Here is a 19,021-nt window from a genome sequence, read left to right on the forward strand (position 1 = left end):
CAGCCGGGGACCAGACTAGGGACGGCGGACGCCGTCAGGAGAGCGACTCGACGCGCTGCTTGAGGCCCTTCAGCGCGGTGTCGATGAGGATCTTCTCGCCCTTGCGCTTGATCATGCCGATCATCGGGATCGAGACGTCGAGCGCCAGGCGGTAGGTGACCTCGGTCCGGCCGCCGAGGTCCCTCAGCACGTAGGCGCCGTCGAGGGCCTTGAGCATCTTGCCCTGCGCGAGGGTCCAGGTGACCTGGCGGTCGCCGTCCCACTGGTAGGCCAGCGTGTACTCGTCCTTGACCGGCGAGACGTCGAGCGAGAAGTAGACCTGCTCGGCGCGCCCCTGCTGCTCGGGCCCGAAGAGGCTCTTCACCTCGGCGACCTTCACGCCCTTGGCCCACACCGGGTAGGACTCGAAGTCGGCGATGACGTCCATGACCGCCGACGGCGGGGCGTCGACCACGATCGAGGAGGTGGTCTGCTCGGGCATGGTGACCTCTCTCGACGGATCTCGACGGGCGGCACCGGCACATCACCGGGCTCGCAGGAGGCTACCGGACGGCGATCGTGGCGCACGTCACCGCCCGACCCCGACGACCGGCCCGACGAACGACGTGGCGGTAGCGTGCCCGACGTGCGTGAGTACTCGACTCCTCTGACCGTCGACCTCCCCACCACCGGCAACCTCACCGACGACGTCGTCCGCAACGCCACCGAGGCCCCCGACGCCGTCGTGCTCGCCCGCCGCGGCGCCGACGGCACGTGGGACGACGTCACGGCCGCCGGGTTCCTCGCCGAGGTCCGTCAGGTCGCGAAGGGGCTCGTCGCCGCCGGCATCGGCCCGGGCGACCGGGTCGCCCTGGTCTCGCGCACCCGGTGGGAGTGGACGGTGCTCGACTACGCGATCTGGTTCGCCGGCGCCGTCTCGGTGCCGGTCTACGACTCGTCGTCGGCCGAGCAGCTCGAACACCTGCTGCGCGACTCCGGCGCCACGGCCGTCGTCGCCGAGACCCGCGCGCACCTGGCCCGCATCTCGACCGTGCGCGCCGGCCTCGACGAGCTGCACCACGTGTGGGTGATCGACGACAACGCGCTCGACGTGCTGCGCCGCCTCGGCGCCGACGTCGCCGACGACGTGCTCGAGCAGCGGCGCACCCACGCCGGCCCGGCCGACCTCGCCACCCTGCTCTACACCTCCGGCACGACCGGTGAGCCGAAGGGCTGCATGCTCACCCACGGCAACCTCACGACCGAGGTCACCGTGGCGCTCCACGAGCTCGCGGCGCTGTTCGAGCCCCCGACCAGGCCCGACGGCGACGGCGCGGGAGACACCGACAGCGACGGCGACGACGGCCCGTCGACGCTGCTCTTCCTCCCCCTCGCCCACGTCTTCGCGCGGATCATCCAGATCGGCAGCGTGCGGGCGCGCGTCCGCCTCGGTCACAGCCACGACGTGCGCGACCTGCTCCCCCGCCTGCAGGAGTTCCGCCCCACCTTCGTGCTCGCCGTCCCGCGGGTGTTCGAGAAGATCTTCACCACCGCCAGCCAGCGCGCCACCGCCGACGGCAAGGGCGCTGGCTTCGACCGCGCGGCCGCCACCGCGATCGCCTGGTCGCGCGGGCTCGACGGCCCGAAGGGCCACGCCTCGATCGCCGTCCGCGCCCGGCACACCGCCTTCGAGCGGCTCGTCTACCGCGGGTTGCGCGACACGCTGGGCGGCCGGTGCCGCTACGCGGTCTGCGGCGGGGCCCCGCTGGGCGAGCGGCTCGGCCACTTCTACCGCGGCATCGGCGTCGAGGTGCTCGAGGGCTACGGACTCACCGAGACCAGCGCGGCGGTCACGGCCAACCTGCCCGACGCCGTCCGCATCGGCACCGTCGGGCGGCCCCTGCCCGGCGTCGCCGTCCGGGTGGCCGACGACGGCGAGCTGCTGGTGCGGGGCGGGCAGGTCTTCACCGGCTACTGGCGCGACGAGGAGGCGACGGCGGAGGTGCTCGAGCCCGACGGCTGGTTCCACACCGGCGACGTCGGGGAGGTCGACGACGAGGGCTTCGTCCGCGTCACCGGGCGCAAGAAGGAGATCCTGGTCACGGCCGGCGGCAAGAACGTCGCCCCGACCGTGCTCGAGGACCGCCTGCGCGCGCACCCGCTGGTCGGGCAGGCCCTCGTCGTCGGCGACCGCGAGCCGTTCATCGCCGCGCTCGTGACGCTCGACGCCGAGGCCCTGCCGGCCTGGGCCGCGGCCCACGGCAAGGCGGGGCGCGGCGGACGCGGCACCACGCCGTCCGACCTGGCGGGCGACCCCGACCTGCTCGCCGAGATCCAGGCCGCCGTCGACGACGCCAACAGCGGGGTCTCGAAGGCCGAGTCGATCCGCAGGTTCCGGGTGCTGGCCACCGAGTGGACCGAGGAGGACGGCCACCTGACGCCCAGCCTCAAGCTGCGCCGCCAGGTGCTGATGCGCCAGCACAAGGACGACGTCGCCGACCTCTACCTCTGACCGCAGGCCGGGCGCACCCCGTGGCGCGCACCGAAGGGGTGACCTAGCAGACCCCCGAACGGGTACCAGATTGGTCAATGGCCCATCTGGACCACCCGGGTCTCCGACCGGACAACTTTGGGTCATTGACCTTCCCAGCCCTGCCGGAGTCCCTAAGGTGAGACGACGGGACGGCTGACGTGCACGTGTCTGGGGGGTCGCGCGCGCGTCTACTAGGGAGGGGTCCTCGATGGACCGACGGAAGTTGTTGCTGGTCGTGGCGGTCGTGGTCGCCGCGCTCGGCGCCGGGCTGGTGTTCGTCTACGCCCAGGACGCCGAGGACCGCGCCGCCGCCAAGGTGCAGACCGAGCAGGTGCTCGTGGCCCAGCAGGCGATCCTGCCGGGCGAGTCGGCCGCCGACGCCGCCGACGCCGGCAAGCTCCTCAGCCTGCCGGTGCCCAGCGACCAGGTGCTCGAGGGCTCGACCAACGACGGCGACGCCTTCGCCGACTCCATCGCCCTGACCACGATCTACCCGGGTGAGCAGCTGCTGACCCAGAAGTTCGGCACCATCGACGAGATCGAGGGCGCGGCCACGCTGCCGCTGCCGAAGGGCAAGACCGCCATCACCCTCGAGCTCACCGACGCCGGGCGGGTCGGCTCGTTCACCAAGCCGGGCTCCCACGTCGCGGTGTACTTCACGCCGGTGGCCGAGCAGACCAACCTGCCGAGCAACGCGGTCGCCGTCCTGCCCGCCTGCGTCATCGAGGAGGACCTCCTGGTGCTCGGCGTGGGCTCGCAGTCGGTCGACCAGACCCCCACGCCCGACGACGCGACCGGCGAGGTCGACACCGTGCCGGTCACGCTGCTGACGGTGGCGGTCGACTCCCAGCAGGCCTCGACCCTGATCGGGTTCCAGACGGCCGCGGCCGGCGACCAGGGGCAGCGCCCGCTGACCTTCGCCCTGCGCAACGAGGAGAGCGACGTCAAGAACACCAAGGCGTGCACCGAGTTCATGAAGGCGTTCGAGCAGGGCATCGGGGGCACCTCCGACGAGGTGAACGGCTGAGTCATGCCCGTCCTCGTCGAACCCGACCCCACCACGGTCGCCACGCTGCTCGCGGCGATGCCGGCGGGCGCCCACGGGGTCAACGCGCCCGACCGGATGCTCGCGTGGCTCGACCAGCACCCCGACGAGTACGTCGTGGTGCTCGGGCCGTCCCTGTCCGTCGACGCCGCGCTGGCGGCGTGCGACGAGCTGCGCATCGCCAGGCCGACCGTGAGCGTCGTCCTGGTGGCCGACGCGCTCGACACCAGCCTGCTCACCCGCGCGATGAAGGCCGGGGCACGCGACGTCGTCCAGAGCGACGACGTCGCCGCCATCGGGACGGCGATCCGCCAGGCCCACCAGCTCTTCCAGGCCCTGCGCGGACCGGGCGGCGCCGTGCAGCTCGGGCGCGTCATCACCGTGTTCTCGCCCAAGGGCGGGGTGGGCAAGACCACGATGGCGGTCAACCTCGCGCTCGCGCTCACCGAGGGCGGCGCCCGCAAGGTGTGCCTGGTCGACCTCGACCTCGCCTTCGGCGACGTCGCGATCACCATGCAGCTGTTCCCCACCCACTCGATCGAGCAGGCCGTCGGCTCCGAGGAGAGCCTCGACATGGCCCTGCTCGACGGCCTCCTGACCCGGCACCAGGACTCCCTCATGGTGCTCGCCGCGCCGCCGCACCCCGACGTCCGCGAGCGGGTGACGCCGGCCCTGGTGCTGCGCATCCTGCGCACGCTGCGCGAGGGCTTCGACTTCGTGGTCGTCGACACCTCGCCGAGCTTCGACGACCAGGTGCTCACCGCGCTCGACGAGACCGACGAGTGCGTCATCGTCGCCACGCTCGACGTGCCGACGCTGAAGAACGTCAAGGTCGCCCTCGAGACGCTGGAGATGCTCGACATCGCCAGCGGTCACCGCCACCTGCTCCTCAACCGGGCTGACGACGCCGTCGGCATCGGCGCCGACAAGGTCGAGTCGATCCTCGGCATGCCCGTCAGCGCCCAGGTCGCGACGTCCATCGACATCGCCGCCGCCACCAACGCCGGCACCCCGATCGTCGTCGGCGACCCCCGCCACCCCTCGAGCGAGGCCATCCGTGCCCTCGCGGCTGCCCTGACCGGCGCGCCGGTCGCGCCCCCGACCCCGATCACCGGAGCCGAGCCCGCGGCGTCCGCCCTCGGTGACGACAAGCGTTCGGGCAGCATCTTCCGACGCAAGAAGGGATTCGCGTCATGAGCGCCCTGTCCGACCGGCTCGCCGCAGCCCGTCGTGCGGCCGAGGCCGCGCGAGCCACCGAGGCGCCGCCCGCCCCCGACGAGACGACGACCACGGCGATCGACCCGCAGGTCACGGCCGAGACCTCGGTCGCGCCGGTGGTGGTCGAGCCCGTGCCGGCTCCGCGCCCGGCCCGCGCACCCGGTGCCCACGCCGCGACCCCCGTGACCCCGCCGTCCCCGCCGGCCCCGGCCACCACGACGGCGAACGGCACGGCGTCGACGACCCTCGCCAAGGCGAGGGCCGCCTCGACCGCGCGGGCCGAGCCGCAGCGCAAGACGCTCGCGTCGGGCCAGACCGACCGGCTCGACGAGCTCAAGGCCAGCGTGCACGTCGAGCTGCTCAAGCAGATGGGCCCGCACCTCTACGACGCCGACATGGACGCCACCGAGCTCGACCAGCGCGTGCGCGGCGTCCTCGCCGACGTGCTCGGCGGCCAGGACCGTCCGCTGAGCACCAGCGACCGGGCCCGGCTCACGCAGGAGATCAGCGACGACATCCTCGGCTACGGCCCGATCGAGCCGTTCCTGCGCGACGAGGACGTCTCCGAGGTCATGGTCAACGGCCACGCCAGCATCTACCTGGAGAAGAAGGGGCGGCTGATCAAGGCCGACGCGACCTTCACCGACGAGCCCCACCTGCGTCGCATCATCGACAAGATCGTGAGCCGGATCGGTCGCCGGGTCGACGAGTCCAGCCCGATGGTCGACGCCCGCCTCCCCGACGGCAGCCGCGTCAACGCCGTCGTCCCACCGCTCGCCGTCGACGGCTCGTCGCTCACCATCCGCAAGTTCGCCACCGACCCGCTCACGGTGGACGACCTGATCAGCTTCGGCTCGCTGAGCCCCGCGACCGCCGACTTCCTCGACGCCTGCGTGCGCGGCCGGCTCAACATCATCGTCTCCGGCAGCACCGGCGCCGGCAAGACGACCACGCTCAACGTGCTGTCGTCGTTCATCCCGGCCGACGAGCGCATCGTCACCATCGAGGACGCCGCCGAGCTGCAGCTCAAGCAGGACCACGTCGTCCGGCTCGAGTCGCGCCCGGCCAACATCGAGGGCAAGGGCGCGGTCACCATCCGCGACCTGGTCAAGAACAGCCTACGCATGCGGCCCGACCGCATCGTCGTCGGCGAGGTCCGCGACGCCTCGGCGCTCGACATGCTGCAGGCGATGAACACCGGCCACGACGGCTCGATCACCACCCTGCACTCCAACGGCCCGCGCGACACGCTGGCCCGCATGGAGACGCTGGTGCTCATGGCCGGCATGGACCTGCCGATCCGGGCCATCCGCGAGCAGGTCGCCTCCGCGGTCGACCTGATCGTGCACCAGACGCGCTTCAAGGACGGCTCGCGCCGCATCACCCACATCACCGAGGTCGAGCGCATGGAGGGCGACGTCATCACGCTGCAGGACGTCTTCCTCTACGACAACTCCGCCGGGTTCGACGCCGAGGGCCGAGCGCTGGGCCGGCTGCGGTCGATGGGGCTGCGGCCGAAGTTCCTGGAGAAGATGGCGCACGCCAACGTCACCGTCGATCCGATGATCTTCCGCGTAGGAGCGTGATCCAGGTGTCCCCCCGCACCGCCTCCCGCACCGCCTCCCGGTTCCTCGCCACCGTGGCCGCCGCGGCGTTCCTGGTCGCCGCCACGGCGTCCGGGGCCAGCGCGGCCGACGGCTCGATCGTGAACGTCGAGCGCACCGACACCGGCCTCGAGGTCTCGGTCGACGTCCCGCCCGACGCCGAGGTCGACCTCGCCAGCGTCTCGGTCTCGGTCGACGGACAGGCCTACGACGCCACCGCGGCCCGCATCGCCGACGGCACGAGCCGCGTGCAGCGCACCACCGTGCTCGCCATCGACACCAGCAACTCGATGCGCGGCGAGCGGTTCGACGCCGCCAAGTCCGCCGCCCGCAGCTTCCTGGCCGAGGTCCCCGCCGACGTCGCCGTCGGCATCGTCAGCTTCGACGGCGACGTCGAGGTCGAGCTCGACCCGACCACCGACCGCGACCAGGCCGTGGCGATCGTCGACCAGCTCGAGCTCAGCCGCCGCACGCTCCTCTACGACGGCGTGATCGACGCCGTCGCCCTCACCGGCGACGAGGGACAGCGGTCCGTGCTGGTGCTCTCCGACGGCGCCGACACCGGCAAGACCACCTCGCTCGACGACGTGACCGACGCCATCGAGGCCTCCGACGGCGTCGTCGTCGACGTCGTCTCCCTCGAACGGGGAGCCGGCGCCCGCGAGTCGCTGACGACGATCGCCGGCACCAGCGGCGAGGTCATCTCCTCCGACAGCGCCTCCCTCACGGCGACGTTCACCGCCGAGGCCGCGGTGCTGGCCCGCCAGGTCGGCGTGAGCATCGCCGTCCCGGCCGACGTCGCCACCGGTCAGGTGTCGGTGCAGGTCACGTTGCCGTCGTCCGTGGGCGACGTCGTCGCGGCCACCACGCTGACCAGCACGGGTGATGCGCCCACCTCGTCGAGTCTCGAGGCGATCCCGCAGACCGCTCCCCCGTCGGTCTCCTCCACCTCGCCGAGCTGGCTGATCTACGCCGGCGTGATCGTGTTCGGGCTCGGTCTCGTGCTCGCCTTCGTGATGCTCGTGCCGGCCAAACCGGTCCAGATGAGCGCCGAGGAACGGGTCACGTCCTACACCGCCGCCACCTTCAACGGGCCTCAGCACGTTGCCGAGAAGGCGCCGGAGCCGGCCCTGACCAAGCAGGCGAGCGACGCGATCGCCGGCGTCCTCGAGCGCAACCAGGGCTTCGACGCCAAGATCACCCAACGGCTCGAAGCCGCCGGCAGCGAGCTCAAGTCGTCGGAGTGGCTGCTCGTGCACGCCGGTGCGTTCGTGGCCATCGCTGTCGTCGGCCTGCTGCTCGGCGGCGGAAACGTCGTGGTGGGGCTGATCTTCATGGTGCTGGGCGTGGTCGGGCCGTGGGTCTACCTGGGCTTCCGCGCCTCGCGGCGCCGCAAGGCATTCGACTCCGCGCTGCCCGAGACCCTGCAGCTGATGTCCGGCTCCCTGTCGGCCGGCCTGTCTCTGCTGCAGTCGGTCGACACGATCGTCCGCGAGGGCGCCGAGCCCATCGCCTCCGCCTTCCGCCGCGTCCTCGTCGAAACGCGCATCGGCGTGCCGCTCGAGGTGGCACTCGACGGCGTTGCCGAGCGGTTCGACAGCCGCGACTTCCGCTGGGTCGTCATGGCGATCCGCATCCAGCGCCAGGTCGGCGGGAATCTGGCGGAGCTGCTCGACACCGTCGCCGGCACGATGCGCGAGCGGGAGTACATGCGTCGCCAGGTTGCGGCACTCGCCGCCGAAGGCAAGCTGTCCGCGATCGTGCTGGGTGCGCTGCCCCCGGTCTTCCTCGTCTACCTGCTCATGAGCAACGGCGACTACGTCTCGGTGCTGTTCACCGACATCCGCGGCATCATCATGATCGTGGGCGCGGGCTTGTGGCTGGCGGTCGGCATCTTCTGGATGAGCAAGCTCGTCAAGGTGGAGGTCTGACATGGTGCTGCTTCTCGTCCTCGGCTTCGTGCTGGTCCTCTTCGCGATCGGGCTGGTCTCGATGGCCTTCGCCGGTTCCGAATCACGCGACGGAGTCAATCGGTCGCTGGCCTACCTCGAAGCCATGAACGCCGCACCCGCGGAGCTGCGGGACGACGTCGAGCGTCCCTTCGAGGAGCGGGTGCTGAAGCCGCTCCAGCAACGCCTGCTGATGCTGGGCAGGCGGATCTCGGGCGCTGATTCCGCGAACCGAATCCAGCGCAAGCTCGACTACGCCGGCAACCCTCGGGACTGGAGCCCGGACCGGGTCGTCTCGGTCAAGGTCCTCGGTGCCATCGTCGGGTTGTTCATCGGCTGCGCCCTGGCGCTGCTCACGGGGGCAGGCGCGCCGATCCTCGTGTTGATGACCGTGGGCGGCCTCATCCTTGGCTTCTTCGGACCCGACTTCTACCTGTACCAAACGGCCTACAACCGACGTGAGCAGCTCGCCAGAGAACTGCCCGATGCCATCGACCTTCTCACCATCTCCGTCGAGTCCGGACTCGGCTTCGACGCCGCCTGCCAGCAGGTGGCCCGCAACACCGAGGGACCGTTGTCGGAGGAGTTCACCCGCATGCTGGCCGAGATGCAGATCGGGCAGGCCCGCTCCGACGCCCTGCGCGGGATGGCCGACCGCACGACGGTGCCCGACCTCAAGGGTTTCGTGGGCGCGATGGTCCAGGCCGACGCGTTCGGCATCCCCATCGGCCAGGTACTGCGGGTCCAGTCCGGCGAGATGCGGGTCAAGCGTCGCCAGCGCGCCGAGGAGAAGGCGCAGCAGGTGCCGGTCAAGATCACCATCCCGCTGATCTTCTGCATCCTGCCGTGCCTCTTCGTGGCGGTGATGGGCCCCGCCGCGATCCAGATCATGGACAACATCGGCGGGACGTGAGCTGGATGGCGCCCATCCGACGGACCCATCAGATCACCGCGGCCACGCGGCTCTTCGCCCTGGTCGCACTGTGCGTGCCGGTGATCTACGACCCGAGCCGGGTCACGCTCCTGGCACTGGCCGGAGTCACTGGCGTCTGGCTGGTCGCGACAGTCCTCGAGCGTCGACCGCGGCTGGCTATCGCCACCCCGCCCTTCGAGGCCGCCATGACGGGCGTGGTGTGCGGGTTGACGCTCGATCCCTCGCTCACCGTCCTGCTGGCGTTGGCTGTTCCCCCGTTCCTCTCCGCACTGGCACGCGGGTTGCTGGGAACGCTGTTGGCGATCAGTGCCGAGCTCGTGGCGGTCGTCAGTCTCGCCTTGCTGTTCCAAGGCCACCTCACCGCCGAGCAGAGCCTGGCCATCTTCACCTGGACGATGGCCGGACTCGGGCTCGGGATGATCGGCAGCTTCCTGCACGTCAACCTGCACCTCGAGGTCGATGAGCTCGCGCCTTACCTGGACGCCCAGCGTCTCATCCGACAGCTGCTCGACCTGTCCGACGACCTCAGCTCCGGCCTCGACGTCACGTCACTCGCCGGCGCGGTCGTGAGCGACGTGCGTGACAGCCTGCCCACCACCGGGCTCGCGGTCTACGTACCGCGGGGCGAGGTGCTGGTGCCCTTGGTCAGCCGGGGCGACGTCGACCTCGGCAACTCCGAGGAGCTCGCCGTCGAGTCGTGGGCCCGCTCCGAGCCGATGGTCCATGACCATGCGTTTGCCTTTCCCATGGGCGACTCCGTCGTCGTGGCCGGCCGTCTGTCCCCCGACGCCGAGCTCGACGTCACCGAGATCGAGCGCTCGATCCTGGCCCTCCCGCAGACGCTGCGCGCCAAGTCGGTGCAGCTCGACACCGCCCTGCTGTTCTCCGACTTCCGCGACTCGGCCTCGGCCGACGTTCGCAAGCGCCTCGCACGCGAGATGCACGACGGTGTCGCCCAAGACATCGCGTCTCTCGGCTACCTCGTCGACGCGCTCGCGGCACGCCCCGCCGACGAGAAGCAGGCCAAGGCGTTCGCCATGTTGCGCGAGCGGATCACCAAGATCGTCGCCGAGGTGCGCCAGTCGGTGCTCACGTTGCGCACCAGCATCGGCGAGTCCGAGAGCCTCGGCGCCGCCATCAGCACGGTCTCACGACACCTCAGCGAGTCGTCAGGCATCCCCATCCAGGTCACCCTCGACGAGCACTCCACCCGGCTGCGTCCCGAGGTGGAGGCCGAGCTGTTCCGCATCACGCAGGAGGCGATGAACAACGCCATCAAGCACGCGCAGTGCTCGACCATCGAGGTGAACTGTCAGGTCAAGGCACCCGCTGCGCTGATCACGATCGCCGACGACGGCCGCGGTCTGCAGAAGGCGCGCAGCGACTCCCACGGGCTCAAGATCATGCGCGAGAGGGCCCGGCTCGTCGGCGCCGACCTGTCGATCGACGACAACCCGGGGGGTGGTCTGATGGTCGCCGTCCGGCTCGGCGCCGGGCGATGATGTGCGCGCGCCTCTTCCCGTTCGGTCCGGCCCCTGAAAGAGTTGTCTCATGAGTGACCAGCCGATCCGCCTCCTGCTCGTCGACGACCACGAGCTGATTCGCAGCGGGCTCGGCGCGGTGATCGACCTCGAGGACGACATGGACGTCGTCGGCACTGCCGGCTCGGTGACCGAGGCCATCAAGGCCTACGAGGAGCTCAAGCCCGACGTCGTCGTCGCCGACCTGCAGCTGCAGGACGGCACCGGTCTCGACATCGTTCGCACGATCCGCAAGACCAGCAACGACACCGGACTGATCGTGCTCACCATGCACTCCGGCGACGACCAGATCTTCGCGGCCATGCAAGCCGGCGCATCTGGCTTCGTCGGCAAGGACGCGCCGTCGTCCGAGGTGGTGAAGGCAGCACGGCACGCCCACGTCTCGCCCCGCGCCTTCGTGTGTGCCGGACTCGTGGGCGCGATGATGCGCCGCGCCTCCGGCGAGTCCACCGCGCTGACCGACCGCGAGCACGACGTCCTGCTGCTTCTCGCCGACGGTCTCGGTGCCGCGGCCATCGGCGAGCGGCTCTATCTCAGTGAGTCGACCGCCAAGTCACACATCGCGCGCATCTACCAGAAGCTCGGCGCCGCCAACCGCGCCCAGGCGCTCGTCACCGCCATGCGGATCGGCCTGCTCTCCAGCATCCAGCCCACCGAGAGGTAGGGCGTCCGCTTCCGCGGGGGACCGATCGTGGGCGCCAGCAGCAGCCTCACGGTAGTCACTATTGACTACCGCAGCTTGGACGCACGCCCGATGGCACCGGCTCGTGAAACGGGCAGGATTGTCATCAGTGAGGAACCGAGAAGTCCTCACACCAGCGCCAAGGGCCAGTCCACGGCGCCGGCGAGGAACACCGGTTCCCCCCCCCACCACACCAACCTGGAGTCACCATGCTGCTCACCGCCAAGATCATGCTCAACGCCCGCCTCGCCAAGATGGAGGAGCGCGGCGCCTCCGCCGTCGAGTACGGCCTTCTCGTCGCCGGCATCGCCGCCGTCATCGTCCTCATCGTCTTCACCCTCGGCGGCCAGATCCGCGACGCCTTCCAGGGCACCAGCACGACTATCGGCAACAAGGGCGCCGGTAGCGGTAGCACCACCCCGTGATCTAACGCCTCAACCCGTACGTAAAGGCCCCGTCGCTCCGTAGGAGCGCCGGGGCCTTTGACTTCTGATTGAGCTTGCACGCCCGGCGTCACCTGATAGTCACAACGGACTACTCCAGCCTGAACACACACCCGATGCCGCCAGCTCCGAGGTGAAGCAGAATTGTCATCAGTGAGGAACCGCGAAAGGACCTCACGCCCAGCGCCGAGGCCCAGTCCACGGCGCCGGCGAGGAACACCGGTTCCACCCCCCCACCACACCAACCTGGAGTCACCATGCTGCTCACCGCCAAGATCATGCTCAACGCCCGCCTCGCCAAGATGGAGGAGCGCGGCGCCTCCGCCGTCGAGTACGGCCTCCTCGTCGCCGGCATCGCCGCCATCATCGTCCTCATCGTCTTCACCCTCGGCGGCCAGATCCAGCAGGCCTTCCAGGGCACCAGCGACACCATCAAGAACAAGGGCGCGGCCCCCGCGGGCGGCTGACCCACTCGCACCAACAGCAGGCCCCGTCGCTCGATGAGCGGCGGGGCCTTCTGCTGTCAGGAACGAACGAACTCCGTGGTGGTGATGGGTCTCCGCCCACAGTCCCCGCTCAAACAATTGGCGATCGCCGTCTCGGGCGCCCTTGGCCGCCTCGGGTCTAGTCACTAATGACTAGACCCATCCGGACGATCTCCTGATGGTTCGGCAGCCCTTAGTAGGCACGATCGTCGGAAGGTCGCCGAGCCCCCCGAGTCCCCTCGGGCGATCGTCCGTCCAGACTCAGGGAAGCCCGCCATGTCACACCTCGCTCGAGTCCTGCTCGACGCCCGCCTCGCCCGGATGAACCACCGCGGCGCGAGCGCCGTCGAGTACGGTCTGCTGATCGCCGGCGTCGCCGCCTTGATCGTGGTGATCGTCTTCTTCCTCGGTGGCCAGATCAACGACGCGTTCGACGGCACGGGTGACTGTGTCGAGAGCCAGGGCAAGACCTGTGAGTAGACGAATGGCTCCTCCGGAACGCGGCGCGTCGGCCGTCGAGTACGGGCTGATGATCGCCGGCATCGCCGCCGTCCTCGTGGCCGTGGTGTTCCTCCTCGGCGAGAACGTGATTGGACTGTTCGACACGGCCTGCGACGAGGTCGCCAGCGCCACGGGTAACGGCACCTGCTGAGATCAGCTACTCGGCCCCGACCCGCTCGGCGATAGCTACCCGCTCGAGCAACCCCGGGTGACTGCTGAACCAGACCCTCGCCAGCCACGGCGGAGACGGGTCGGCCAGCGACCGCACGGCGAGCTCGCGCTGCAGCGAGATGAACGACTCGGGGTCGCCGGTCGTCCGGACGGCGTCGACGTCGGCGCGGGCCTCGAGCTGTCGGCTGACCCCGTTGACGACCGGGCTGGTCGCCAGGCTCGCCCAAGCGGCCAGGGCGAGCAGGAGCGGCACCACCTCGGCACGGCCCGGGACGGCGTCCACGCCGCGCTCGCGGAGGGCTCCCAGGAGGAGCGCGAGCAGGCCGACGCCCACGAGGCAGCCGGCCGCGCCCAGCAGCGTGCCGATGAGCACGTCGCGGTGACGCGCGTGGGCCAGCTCATGGGCGATCACGGCGAGGGTCTCGCGCTCCCCCACGCCGTCGACGAGGGTGTCGTAGACGACGACGCGGCGGGTGCTGCCGAGGCCCGAGACGTAGGCGTTGAGCGTGGTGGTGCGGCGCGAGGCGTCGGCGACGAGCACGTCGTCGACCTCGACCCCCTGCTCGTCGGCGAGACGGAGCACCTGGGTGCGGAGGTCGCCGTCGGGCAGCGAGGCAAAGTCGTTGAAGGCCGGCTCGACGACCAGCGGGTAGACGAACGAGCCGGCGAGCACGAACCCGGCCAACAGGGTGCCGGTGACGGCCGGCCAGGCGCGCGGCCACCGGCGGGCGCAGGCGACGAGCACGAGCACCGCGATCGACGTCGTCACGATCATGACGACCTGCGAGGTGAGCACGTCGCGGGTGAAGGCGAGCCACTCCTGGCGGCTCAGGCCGACGTCGAGGCGCAGCCGCTGCAACGCGACCGCACACGGGAACGTGACGAGACGGCCGAGCAACGCGAGCACGGCGACCACGAGCGGCACCTGCACCCACCACGGCCCCGGGACCCGCTCGACCAGTCGGCGTCCGCGCGCGGAAAATCCGAACCAGCAGGCGACGGCGAGCGACAACGCCAGCGACGACCAGCTCCAGGTGCGCGCCCACCGCGAGAACTCCTCCGCGCGCGCGACCTCCTCGGGCGAGAGAACCGACGAGACCGGCGCCGGCGTGAGCGGACCGCCGGGGACGGCGTCCCACGGCACCAGCACCGCCGCGCCGACGATCGTGACGACGAGCCCGACCCCCGTCGTCCAGAGCGCGACGCGCCGCTCGGTCGGGCCGGGGGTCATGCCGCCCCGGGGAGGTCGCGCAACCGGTCCTGCCAGGCGCGCACGAGGTCGGCCTCGGTCCAGCCCAAGCCGGCGCGCAGCTCGGCGGCGACGTCGGCGCCGGCACTGACCGCGTCGTAGAACGCCACCAGAACGGCGTCGTCGGCCGCCGCGGCGAGGGTCTCGCAGATCAACCACGCCGACTCGTAGACGGCGCCCAGGTGCGGGCCGCGGGTGTCGAACTCGGCCGGCGTCGGCAGCGCGTCGGGGACGCCGTCGGTGCGCACCTGCTGGGCGACCTGCTTCGCCGTGCGCGTCAGGGGTAGCCGCGTGTCGCGCAGGGCGACGTAGTCGGCGAAGCCCTCGACGAGCCAGGTCGGTGCCTGGCTCGCCGGTGCGTCGGTGGCGACGTGCGTGCTCTCATGGGCGAGGACGACGTCCTGCCCGGCCCGGCCCAGGCCGTCGAAGACCTCGGGGTTGACGAACACGTGGTTGGGCGCGTCGGGGCCGACGAGACCGCCGGACCCGGTGACCGCGGCGATCTGGGCGTAGTAGCCGGACTCGCTGCCGAGCGCGGACTCCAAGGCCGCCCGGTCGGCGGGCACCTCGACGACCAGGCGCGGCGTCCAGGCCGTGAGCACCCGCTCGACGACGGGCAGCGCGCGGCGAGCCGTCTGCACGTAGGAGTCGAGGTCGAGGCCGGCGGCGGCGACGACCAGCAGGTCGTCGGTGCGGCGGACCTGCATGGGGCCGGACATCCACACCGGCGTGCGCAGGCTCCCGCCACCGATACCGGCGACCCGGACGCCGTCGCCGTCATCTCGGAACCGCACCTGGACGCCGGTCGCGGTGGGCTCGTCGTCGAAGCCCTCGTAGGCCCAGGCGACGTCGACCTCGGCGGCCCAGGTGCCGTCGGCCGCGCGACCGCCGGCCTCGGTGATGTAGCGCATCGACAGGTCACCGATGCGAGCCGCCGCGGCGGTGTCGGCGAGCTCGGCCAGGCGCGTGGAGGTCGCGCTGTCGTCAGGCGCGGCGAGCGCCGCGGCAGCGGCGCGGTCGCCGTCGTTCAACGCAGTGACCAGGCCTTGCAGGGCCTGGGCGGCCCCACCGGCGTCGAGCGCCGACGACGTGGCGCTCGGCACCTGTGCGACGTAGGGCTCGTCGGCGTCGTCGTCAGGGGTGAGGAACGTCCAGGCCAGGAGGGCGGCGACGAGCACCAGGACGGACGAAGGACCGGCCACCCACCATCGGGAGCGGCCGGTCCTCGTGCGATCGGTCTGGTCGGTCAGCGGGTCATCCGTCAGCCCGGGCGGACCGCGCCCACGTAGGGCATCTCGTAGAGCGGCGACACGCGGACGCCGGAGCTCGGGTTGGCCGCGTGCACGATCATGCCGTTGCCGATGTACATGCCGACGTGGCTGATCGGGCTGTAGTAGAAGACGAGGTCGCCGGGCTGCAGGTCGGAGGCCGCGACGCGCGTGCCGGTGTTGTACTGCATGCTCGACGAGTGCGGCAGGCCGACGCCGGCCTGGGCCCACGCCATCATGGTGAAGCCGGAGCAGTCGAAGGCGTCGGGCCCGGCCGCGCCCCAGACGTAGGCGTCGCCGACCTGCGCCATGGCGTACTGCACGGCGGCGGCGGCGCGACCGGAGGCCGGCACGTCGGAGGGGATGCGGGTGCTGCCGCGCGAGAGCAGCTCGCGCCGCTCCTCCTCCTTGAGCTCACCGAGCAGCTCCTTCGACTCGGCGAGCTTGCCCTCGACGGTCTCCTTCTCCTCGCCCAGCTTGGCCTCGAGGTCGGCCAGCCGGTCGACGCGCTGCTGGGTGGCCTCGCGACGGATGTCGAGCGCCTCCAGGCCGGTGGCGTAGTCGTCGAAGACGCCGTCCTGCACCTGGCGGTAGGAGCTGAGGGCCGACATCTCCGAGAGCAGCGCCGACGGGTCGCCGTCGGTGATGATCCGGCTGACGACGCTGAGGTCGCTGCGGGTGTAGGAGCGGCGGATGCTCTGCCGGGCGTCGGCGCGGACGGAGTCGAGCGCGGCCTCGGCACGCTTCTCGTCGGCCTTGAGCGAGCCGAGGTCGTCGCGGAGACCGTCGAGCTCGATCTTGGTGTCGTTGTAGCGCTCGGAGGCCTGCTCGGCCTCGTGGTAGAGCTTGTCGACCCGGGCCTGGACGTCGTCGATGTCGGGCTCGGCGTGGGCCGGGGAGCTGGACACGAGTCCCAGGGACGCGACGAGCGCGACTCCTGAGACCACGGAGGCGATGCGCGTCCGGGGGCTGATCACAGCGGGGCGGTTCCTTTGCGTGTCGTACGCCTACCGGGTGAGCTGACGGACTCGGGCACGACTCGCCCTACCCCCGCTCCTGCTGCCACGGTGCTGTGGCGGCGTCTCGCGGGTGATTCACCCCAGAAAGATTGGTTCCCCGGCTCCCCCGCCGCGGACGACGGGAGACTCAGCGCGGCGTGCGCGAGGGACCGGATGGACCCAGGGCCACGTACGCCAGAGGCCACCGTAATGGGCGGTCGGAAATGCCGCCAAACCTTCGTCCGAATCGCGGCGTGGCGTGTCCCACAGGCCCCGTCCGTCTCGTGGATGCGCTCCCCGACCGACGGACGAGCCCGGTCGGGGTTCACGCCGACTCGACCTCGGGACCGGTGACCGGCTCGACCAGTCGCAGGGGCGGCACCAGTCCGCTGCCGGCCAGGACGTCGAGCGCCAGGCGGTCGTCGTCGTCGATGGTGAGCGCCTCGAGCTCGGGAGGCGGCCCGAGCAGCACCGTGACCACGCAGTCGTGGCAGGCCAGCCCGCGCACCACGCAGGAGTCGCAGTCGATCCGTGTCGTCATGTCCACGACGGTGACAGCCACCACCGACACAACCGGTTCGGCCGCCTCCACGGGCACGCCCCGAGTGTCGTCCCCGGTTGTGTCGGTGGCGCCGTCTAGCGTCCGGAGGCATGAGCACCGCCGCCCGCACGCCGTCGCGTGTCGGTGCGAGCGGCGGCACACAGTGGGAGGCCCAGCGCAGCTTCGACGAGATCGGCCGGCCGCTGGCCGACATCACGTTCTGCGTGGTCGACCTCGAGACCACCGGTGGGTCGGCGGCGGCCGGCTCGATGATCACCGAGGTCGGCGCGGTCAAGGTGCGCGGCGGCGAGGTGCTCGGCGAGTTCCAGACGCTGGTCAACCCGCACACCGAGATCCCGGCGTTCATCGCCGTCCTCACCGGCATCAGCAACTCGATGGTGGCCGGCGCCCCACCCATCGAGTCGGTGCTGCCGGCGTTCCTCGAGTTCGCACAGGGGTGCGTGCTCGTGGCCCACAACGCGCCCTTCGACGTCGGGTTCCTCCAGCACTTCGCCGAGCAGCAGCAACGACCGTGGCCGGGCTTCGAGGTCGTCGACACCGCGGTGCTGGCCCGCCGCGTGATCACCCGCGACGACGCCCCCAACTGCAAGCTGTCCTCGCTCGCCAAGGCGTTCCGCTCGACCACCAAGCCCAACCACCGCGCGCTGAGCGACGCCCGCGCCACGGTCGACGTGCTGCACGGGCTCATGGAGCGCGTCGGCGCCCAGGGCGTCTCGACGTTGGAGGAGCTGCAGACCTTCTCGTCGCGGGTCACTGCCGCTCAGCGCAAGAAGCGTCACCTCGCCGACGGCCTCCCCCACTGCCCGGGTGTCTACCTCTTCCGTGACGACCGCGACCGGGTGCTCTACGTCGGCACCTCGCGCGACGTGCGCAAGCGGGTGCAGTCCTACTTCACCGCATCGGAGACCCGCTCGCGCATGGGCGAGATGGTGCGCCTGGCCGCCACCGTCACCGCCGTCGAGTGCGCCACCCCGCTCGAGGCCGAGGTGCGCGAGCTGCGCCTGATCGCCCAGCACAAGCCGTCCTACAACCGGCGCTCGAAGTTCCCGGAGAAGACCACCTTCGTCAAGCTCACCCGCGAGGCGTGGCCGAGGCTGTCTATGGTCACCAAGGTGCTCGACGACGACGCCGACTACCTCGGCCCGTTCGGCTCGCGCGGGGCCGCCGAGAAGTGCCTGGCCGCGCTCCACGACACGTTCCCCGTGCGTCAGTGCACCGACCGGTTCGGACGCCGTCCTTCGCGCAGCCCGTGCGTGCTCGCCGAGATGGGCCGCTGCCTGTCGCCCTGCGACGGCAGCGTCGACGAGCACACCTACGCCGCCGTCGTCCGGCAGCTGCGCGAGACGCTGCTGCGCAACCCCGACGACGTCGTCGACGTCGTCAACGCGCGCATGGCCGCGCTCGCCGCCGACGAGCGCTTCGAGGAGGCCGGCGTGCACCGCGACCGGCTCGCCGCGTTCGTCCGCGCCGCCGCCCGCACCCAGCGCCTCACCTCGCTCACCCACTGCGCCGAGCTGGTCGCCACCCGGCGCGACGACGACGGTCGCTGGGCCGTGCACGTCGTCCGGTTCGGGCGGTTGGCGGCCGCCGGCGTCATCCCCCCGGGCGCCGACGCCCACGCCTACGTGGCCGAGCTGCGCGCCGGCGCCGAGACGGTGCTCCCACCCACCGGCACGCCCGGCCCCACCCCGGTCGCCACCGCCGAGGAGACCGAGCGCGTGCTGAGGTGGCTCGAGGCCCCCGCCGTCCGGCTCGTGCACGTCGACGGCGAGTGGACCTGCCCGGTCGCGGGCGCCACCCGCGAGCTCCGTCGCGTCAACCTGCCCGAGCCGGCCGCGTTCGCACCGGCGTGAGCGGCA

General features: G+C 71.3%; 18 protein-coding genes and 1 riboswitch. Of the genes, 13 read left to right on the plus strand and 5 right to left on the minus strand.

Features of this window, described 5'->3' with window-relative positions; all coding sequences use genetic code 11:
- Positions 1–34: 34 nt before the first annotated feature.
- A complete protein-coding gene (locus tag ABFT23_RS14600) occupies positions 35–481 on the minus strand; it encodes an SRPBCC family protein (protein WP_347896397.1) in 447 nt (148 codons plus the stop codon).
- Between the two features lie 144 nt (positions 482–625).
- Here ABFT23_RS14600 and ABFT23_RS14605 point away from each other — a divergent pair, with 144 nt between their 5' ends.
- The 12 genes from ABFT23_RS14605 (at position 626) to ABFT23_RS14660 (ending at position 13,065) form a co-directional block, all read left to right on the plus strand.
- A complete protein-coding gene (locus ABFT23_RS14605; RefSeq protein ID WP_347896399.1) occupies positions 626–2,491 on the plus strand; it encodes an AMP-dependent synthetase/ligase in 1,866 nt (621 codons plus the stop codon).
- 229 nt (positions 2,492–2,720) lie between these two features.
- On the plus strand, positions 2,721–3,539 hold the full coding sequence (cpaB, locus tag ABFT23_RS14610; RefSeq protein ID WP_347896401.1) for a Flp pilus assembly protein CpaB: 819 nt from the start codon (positions 2,721–2,723) through the stop codon (positions 3,537–3,539).
- A gap of 3 nt (positions 3,540–3,542) precedes the next feature.
- Positions 3,543–4,754, plus strand: a complete 1,212-nt coding sequence (locus ABFT23_RS14615; protein WP_347896403.1) for an AAA family ATPase — start codon at positions 3,543–3,545, stop codon at positions 4,752–4,754.
- Positions 4,751–6,361, plus strand: a complete 1,611-nt coding sequence (locus tag ABFT23_RS14620) for a CpaF family protein (RefSeq protein ID WP_347896405.1) — start codon at positions 4,751–4,753, stop codon at positions 6,359–6,361. Before ABFT23_RS14615 ends, ABFT23_RS14620 begins: the two co-directional genes overlap by 4 nt.
- A gap of 5 nt (positions 6,362–6,366) precedes the next feature.
- Entirely contained in the window at positions 6,367–8,310 is a 1,944-nt protein-coding gene (locus tag ABFT23_RS14625; protein ID WP_347896407.1) for a type II secretion system F family protein, read from the plus strand.
- A 1-nt stretch (position 8,311) separates the two neighbouring features.
- The gene (locus ABFT23_RS14630) at positions 8,312–9,241 is read left to right on the plus strand and encodes a type II secretion system F family protein (protein WP_347896409.1); all 930 of its coding nucleotides are present in this window, start codon (positions 8,312–8,314) and stop codon (positions 9,239–9,241) included.
- A gap of 5 nt (positions 9,242–9,246) precedes the next feature.
- Complete coding sequence (locus tag ABFT23_RS14635) at positions 9,247–10,764, plus strand: sensor histidine kinase (protein WP_347896410.1); 1,518 nt, start codon at positions 9,247–9,249, stop codon at positions 10,762–10,764.
- A gap of 49 nt (positions 10,765–10,813) precedes the next feature.
- Positions 10,814–11,467 carry a response regulator transcription factor gene (locus tag ABFT23_RS14640; protein WP_347896412.1) on the plus strand — a complete coding sequence of 218 codons (654 nt, stop codon included), beginning with the start codon at positions 10,814–10,816 and terminating at the stop codon, positions 11,465–11,467.
- A 227-nt stretch (positions 11,468–11,694) separates the two neighbouring features.
- Positions 11,695–11,910: a Flp family type IVb pilin gene (locus ABFT23_RS14645; protein WP_347896413.1), complete on the plus strand. Its 216-nt coding sequence runs from the start codon at positions 11,695–11,697 to the stop codon at positions 11,908–11,910.
- A gap of 275 nt (positions 11,911–12,185) precedes the next feature.
- Complete coding sequence (locus ABFT23_RS14650) at positions 12,186–12,395, plus strand: Flp family type IVb pilin (RefSeq protein ID WP_347896414.1); 210 nt, start codon at positions 12,186–12,188, stop codon at positions 12,393–12,395.
- A gap of 294 nt (positions 12,396–12,689) precedes the next feature.
- Complete coding sequence (locus tag ABFT23_RS14655; protein ID WP_347896416.1) at positions 12,690–12,893, plus strand: Flp family type IVb pilin; 204 nt, start codon at positions 12,690–12,692, stop codon at positions 12,891–12,893.
- A 49-nt stretch (positions 12,894–12,942) separates the two neighbouring features.
- Positions 12,943–13,065 carry a hypothetical protein gene (locus ABFT23_RS14660; RefSeq protein ID WP_457623502.1) on the plus strand — a complete coding sequence of 41 codons (123 nt, stop codon included), beginning with the start codon at positions 12,943–12,945 and terminating at the stop codon, positions 13,063–13,065.
- A 6-nt stretch (positions 13,066–13,071) separates the two neighbouring features.
- Here the strand turns inward: ABFT23_RS14660 and ABFT23_RS14665 are convergent, their stop codons facing one another.
- The 4 genes from ABFT23_RS14665 to ABFT23_RS14680 all read right to left on the minus strand — a co-directional run bounded on the left by ABFT23_RS14665 (position 13,072) and on the right by ABFT23_RS14680 (position 17,141).
- Positions 13,072–14,316, minus strand: coding sequence for a M48 family metallopeptidase (locus ABFT23_RS14665; protein ID WP_347896420.1), 1,245 nt, complete (start codon positions 14,314–14,316; stop codon positions 13,072–13,074).
- Positions 14,313–15,536 carry a hypothetical protein gene (locus ABFT23_RS14670; RefSeq protein WP_347896421.1) on the minus strand — a complete coding sequence of 408 codons (1,224 nt, stop codon included), beginning with the start codon at positions 15,534–15,536 and terminating at the stop codon, positions 14,313–14,315. Before ABFT23_RS14670 ends, ABFT23_RS14665 begins: the two co-directional genes overlap by 4 nt.
- A 59-nt stretch (positions 15,537–15,595) precedes the next feature.
- Complete coding sequence (locus ABFT23_RS14675; RefSeq protein ID WP_347896423.1) at positions 15,596–16,510, minus strand: C40 family peptidase; 915 nt, start codon at positions 16,508–16,510, stop codon at positions 15,596–15,598.
- Positions 16,511–16,590: 80 nt separating this feature from the next.
- A riboswitch (cyclic di-AMP (ydaO/yuaA leader) is annotated at positions 16,591–16,764 on the minus strand.
- 161 nt (positions 16,765–16,925) lie between these two features.
- Entirely contained in the window at positions 16,926–17,141 is a 216-nt protein-coding gene (locus ABFT23_RS14680) for a hypothetical protein (protein ID WP_347896424.1), read from the minus strand.
- A 110-nt stretch (positions 17,142–17,251) separates the two neighbouring features.
- Here ABFT23_RS14680 and ABFT23_RS14685 point away from each other — a divergent pair, with 110 nt between their 5' ends.
- Entirely contained in the window at positions 17,252–19,015 is a 1,764-nt protein-coding gene (locus ABFT23_RS14685) for a DEDD exonuclease domain-containing protein (RefSeq protein WP_347896426.1), read from the plus strand.
- Positions 19,016–19,021: the final 6 nt, after the last annotated feature.

Source organism: Nocardioides secundeburneus, assembly GCF_039939255.1.
In the GTDB taxonomy this organism is placed as follows: Bacteria; Actinomycetota; Actinomycetes; order Propionibacteriales; family Nocardioidaceae; genus Nocardioides.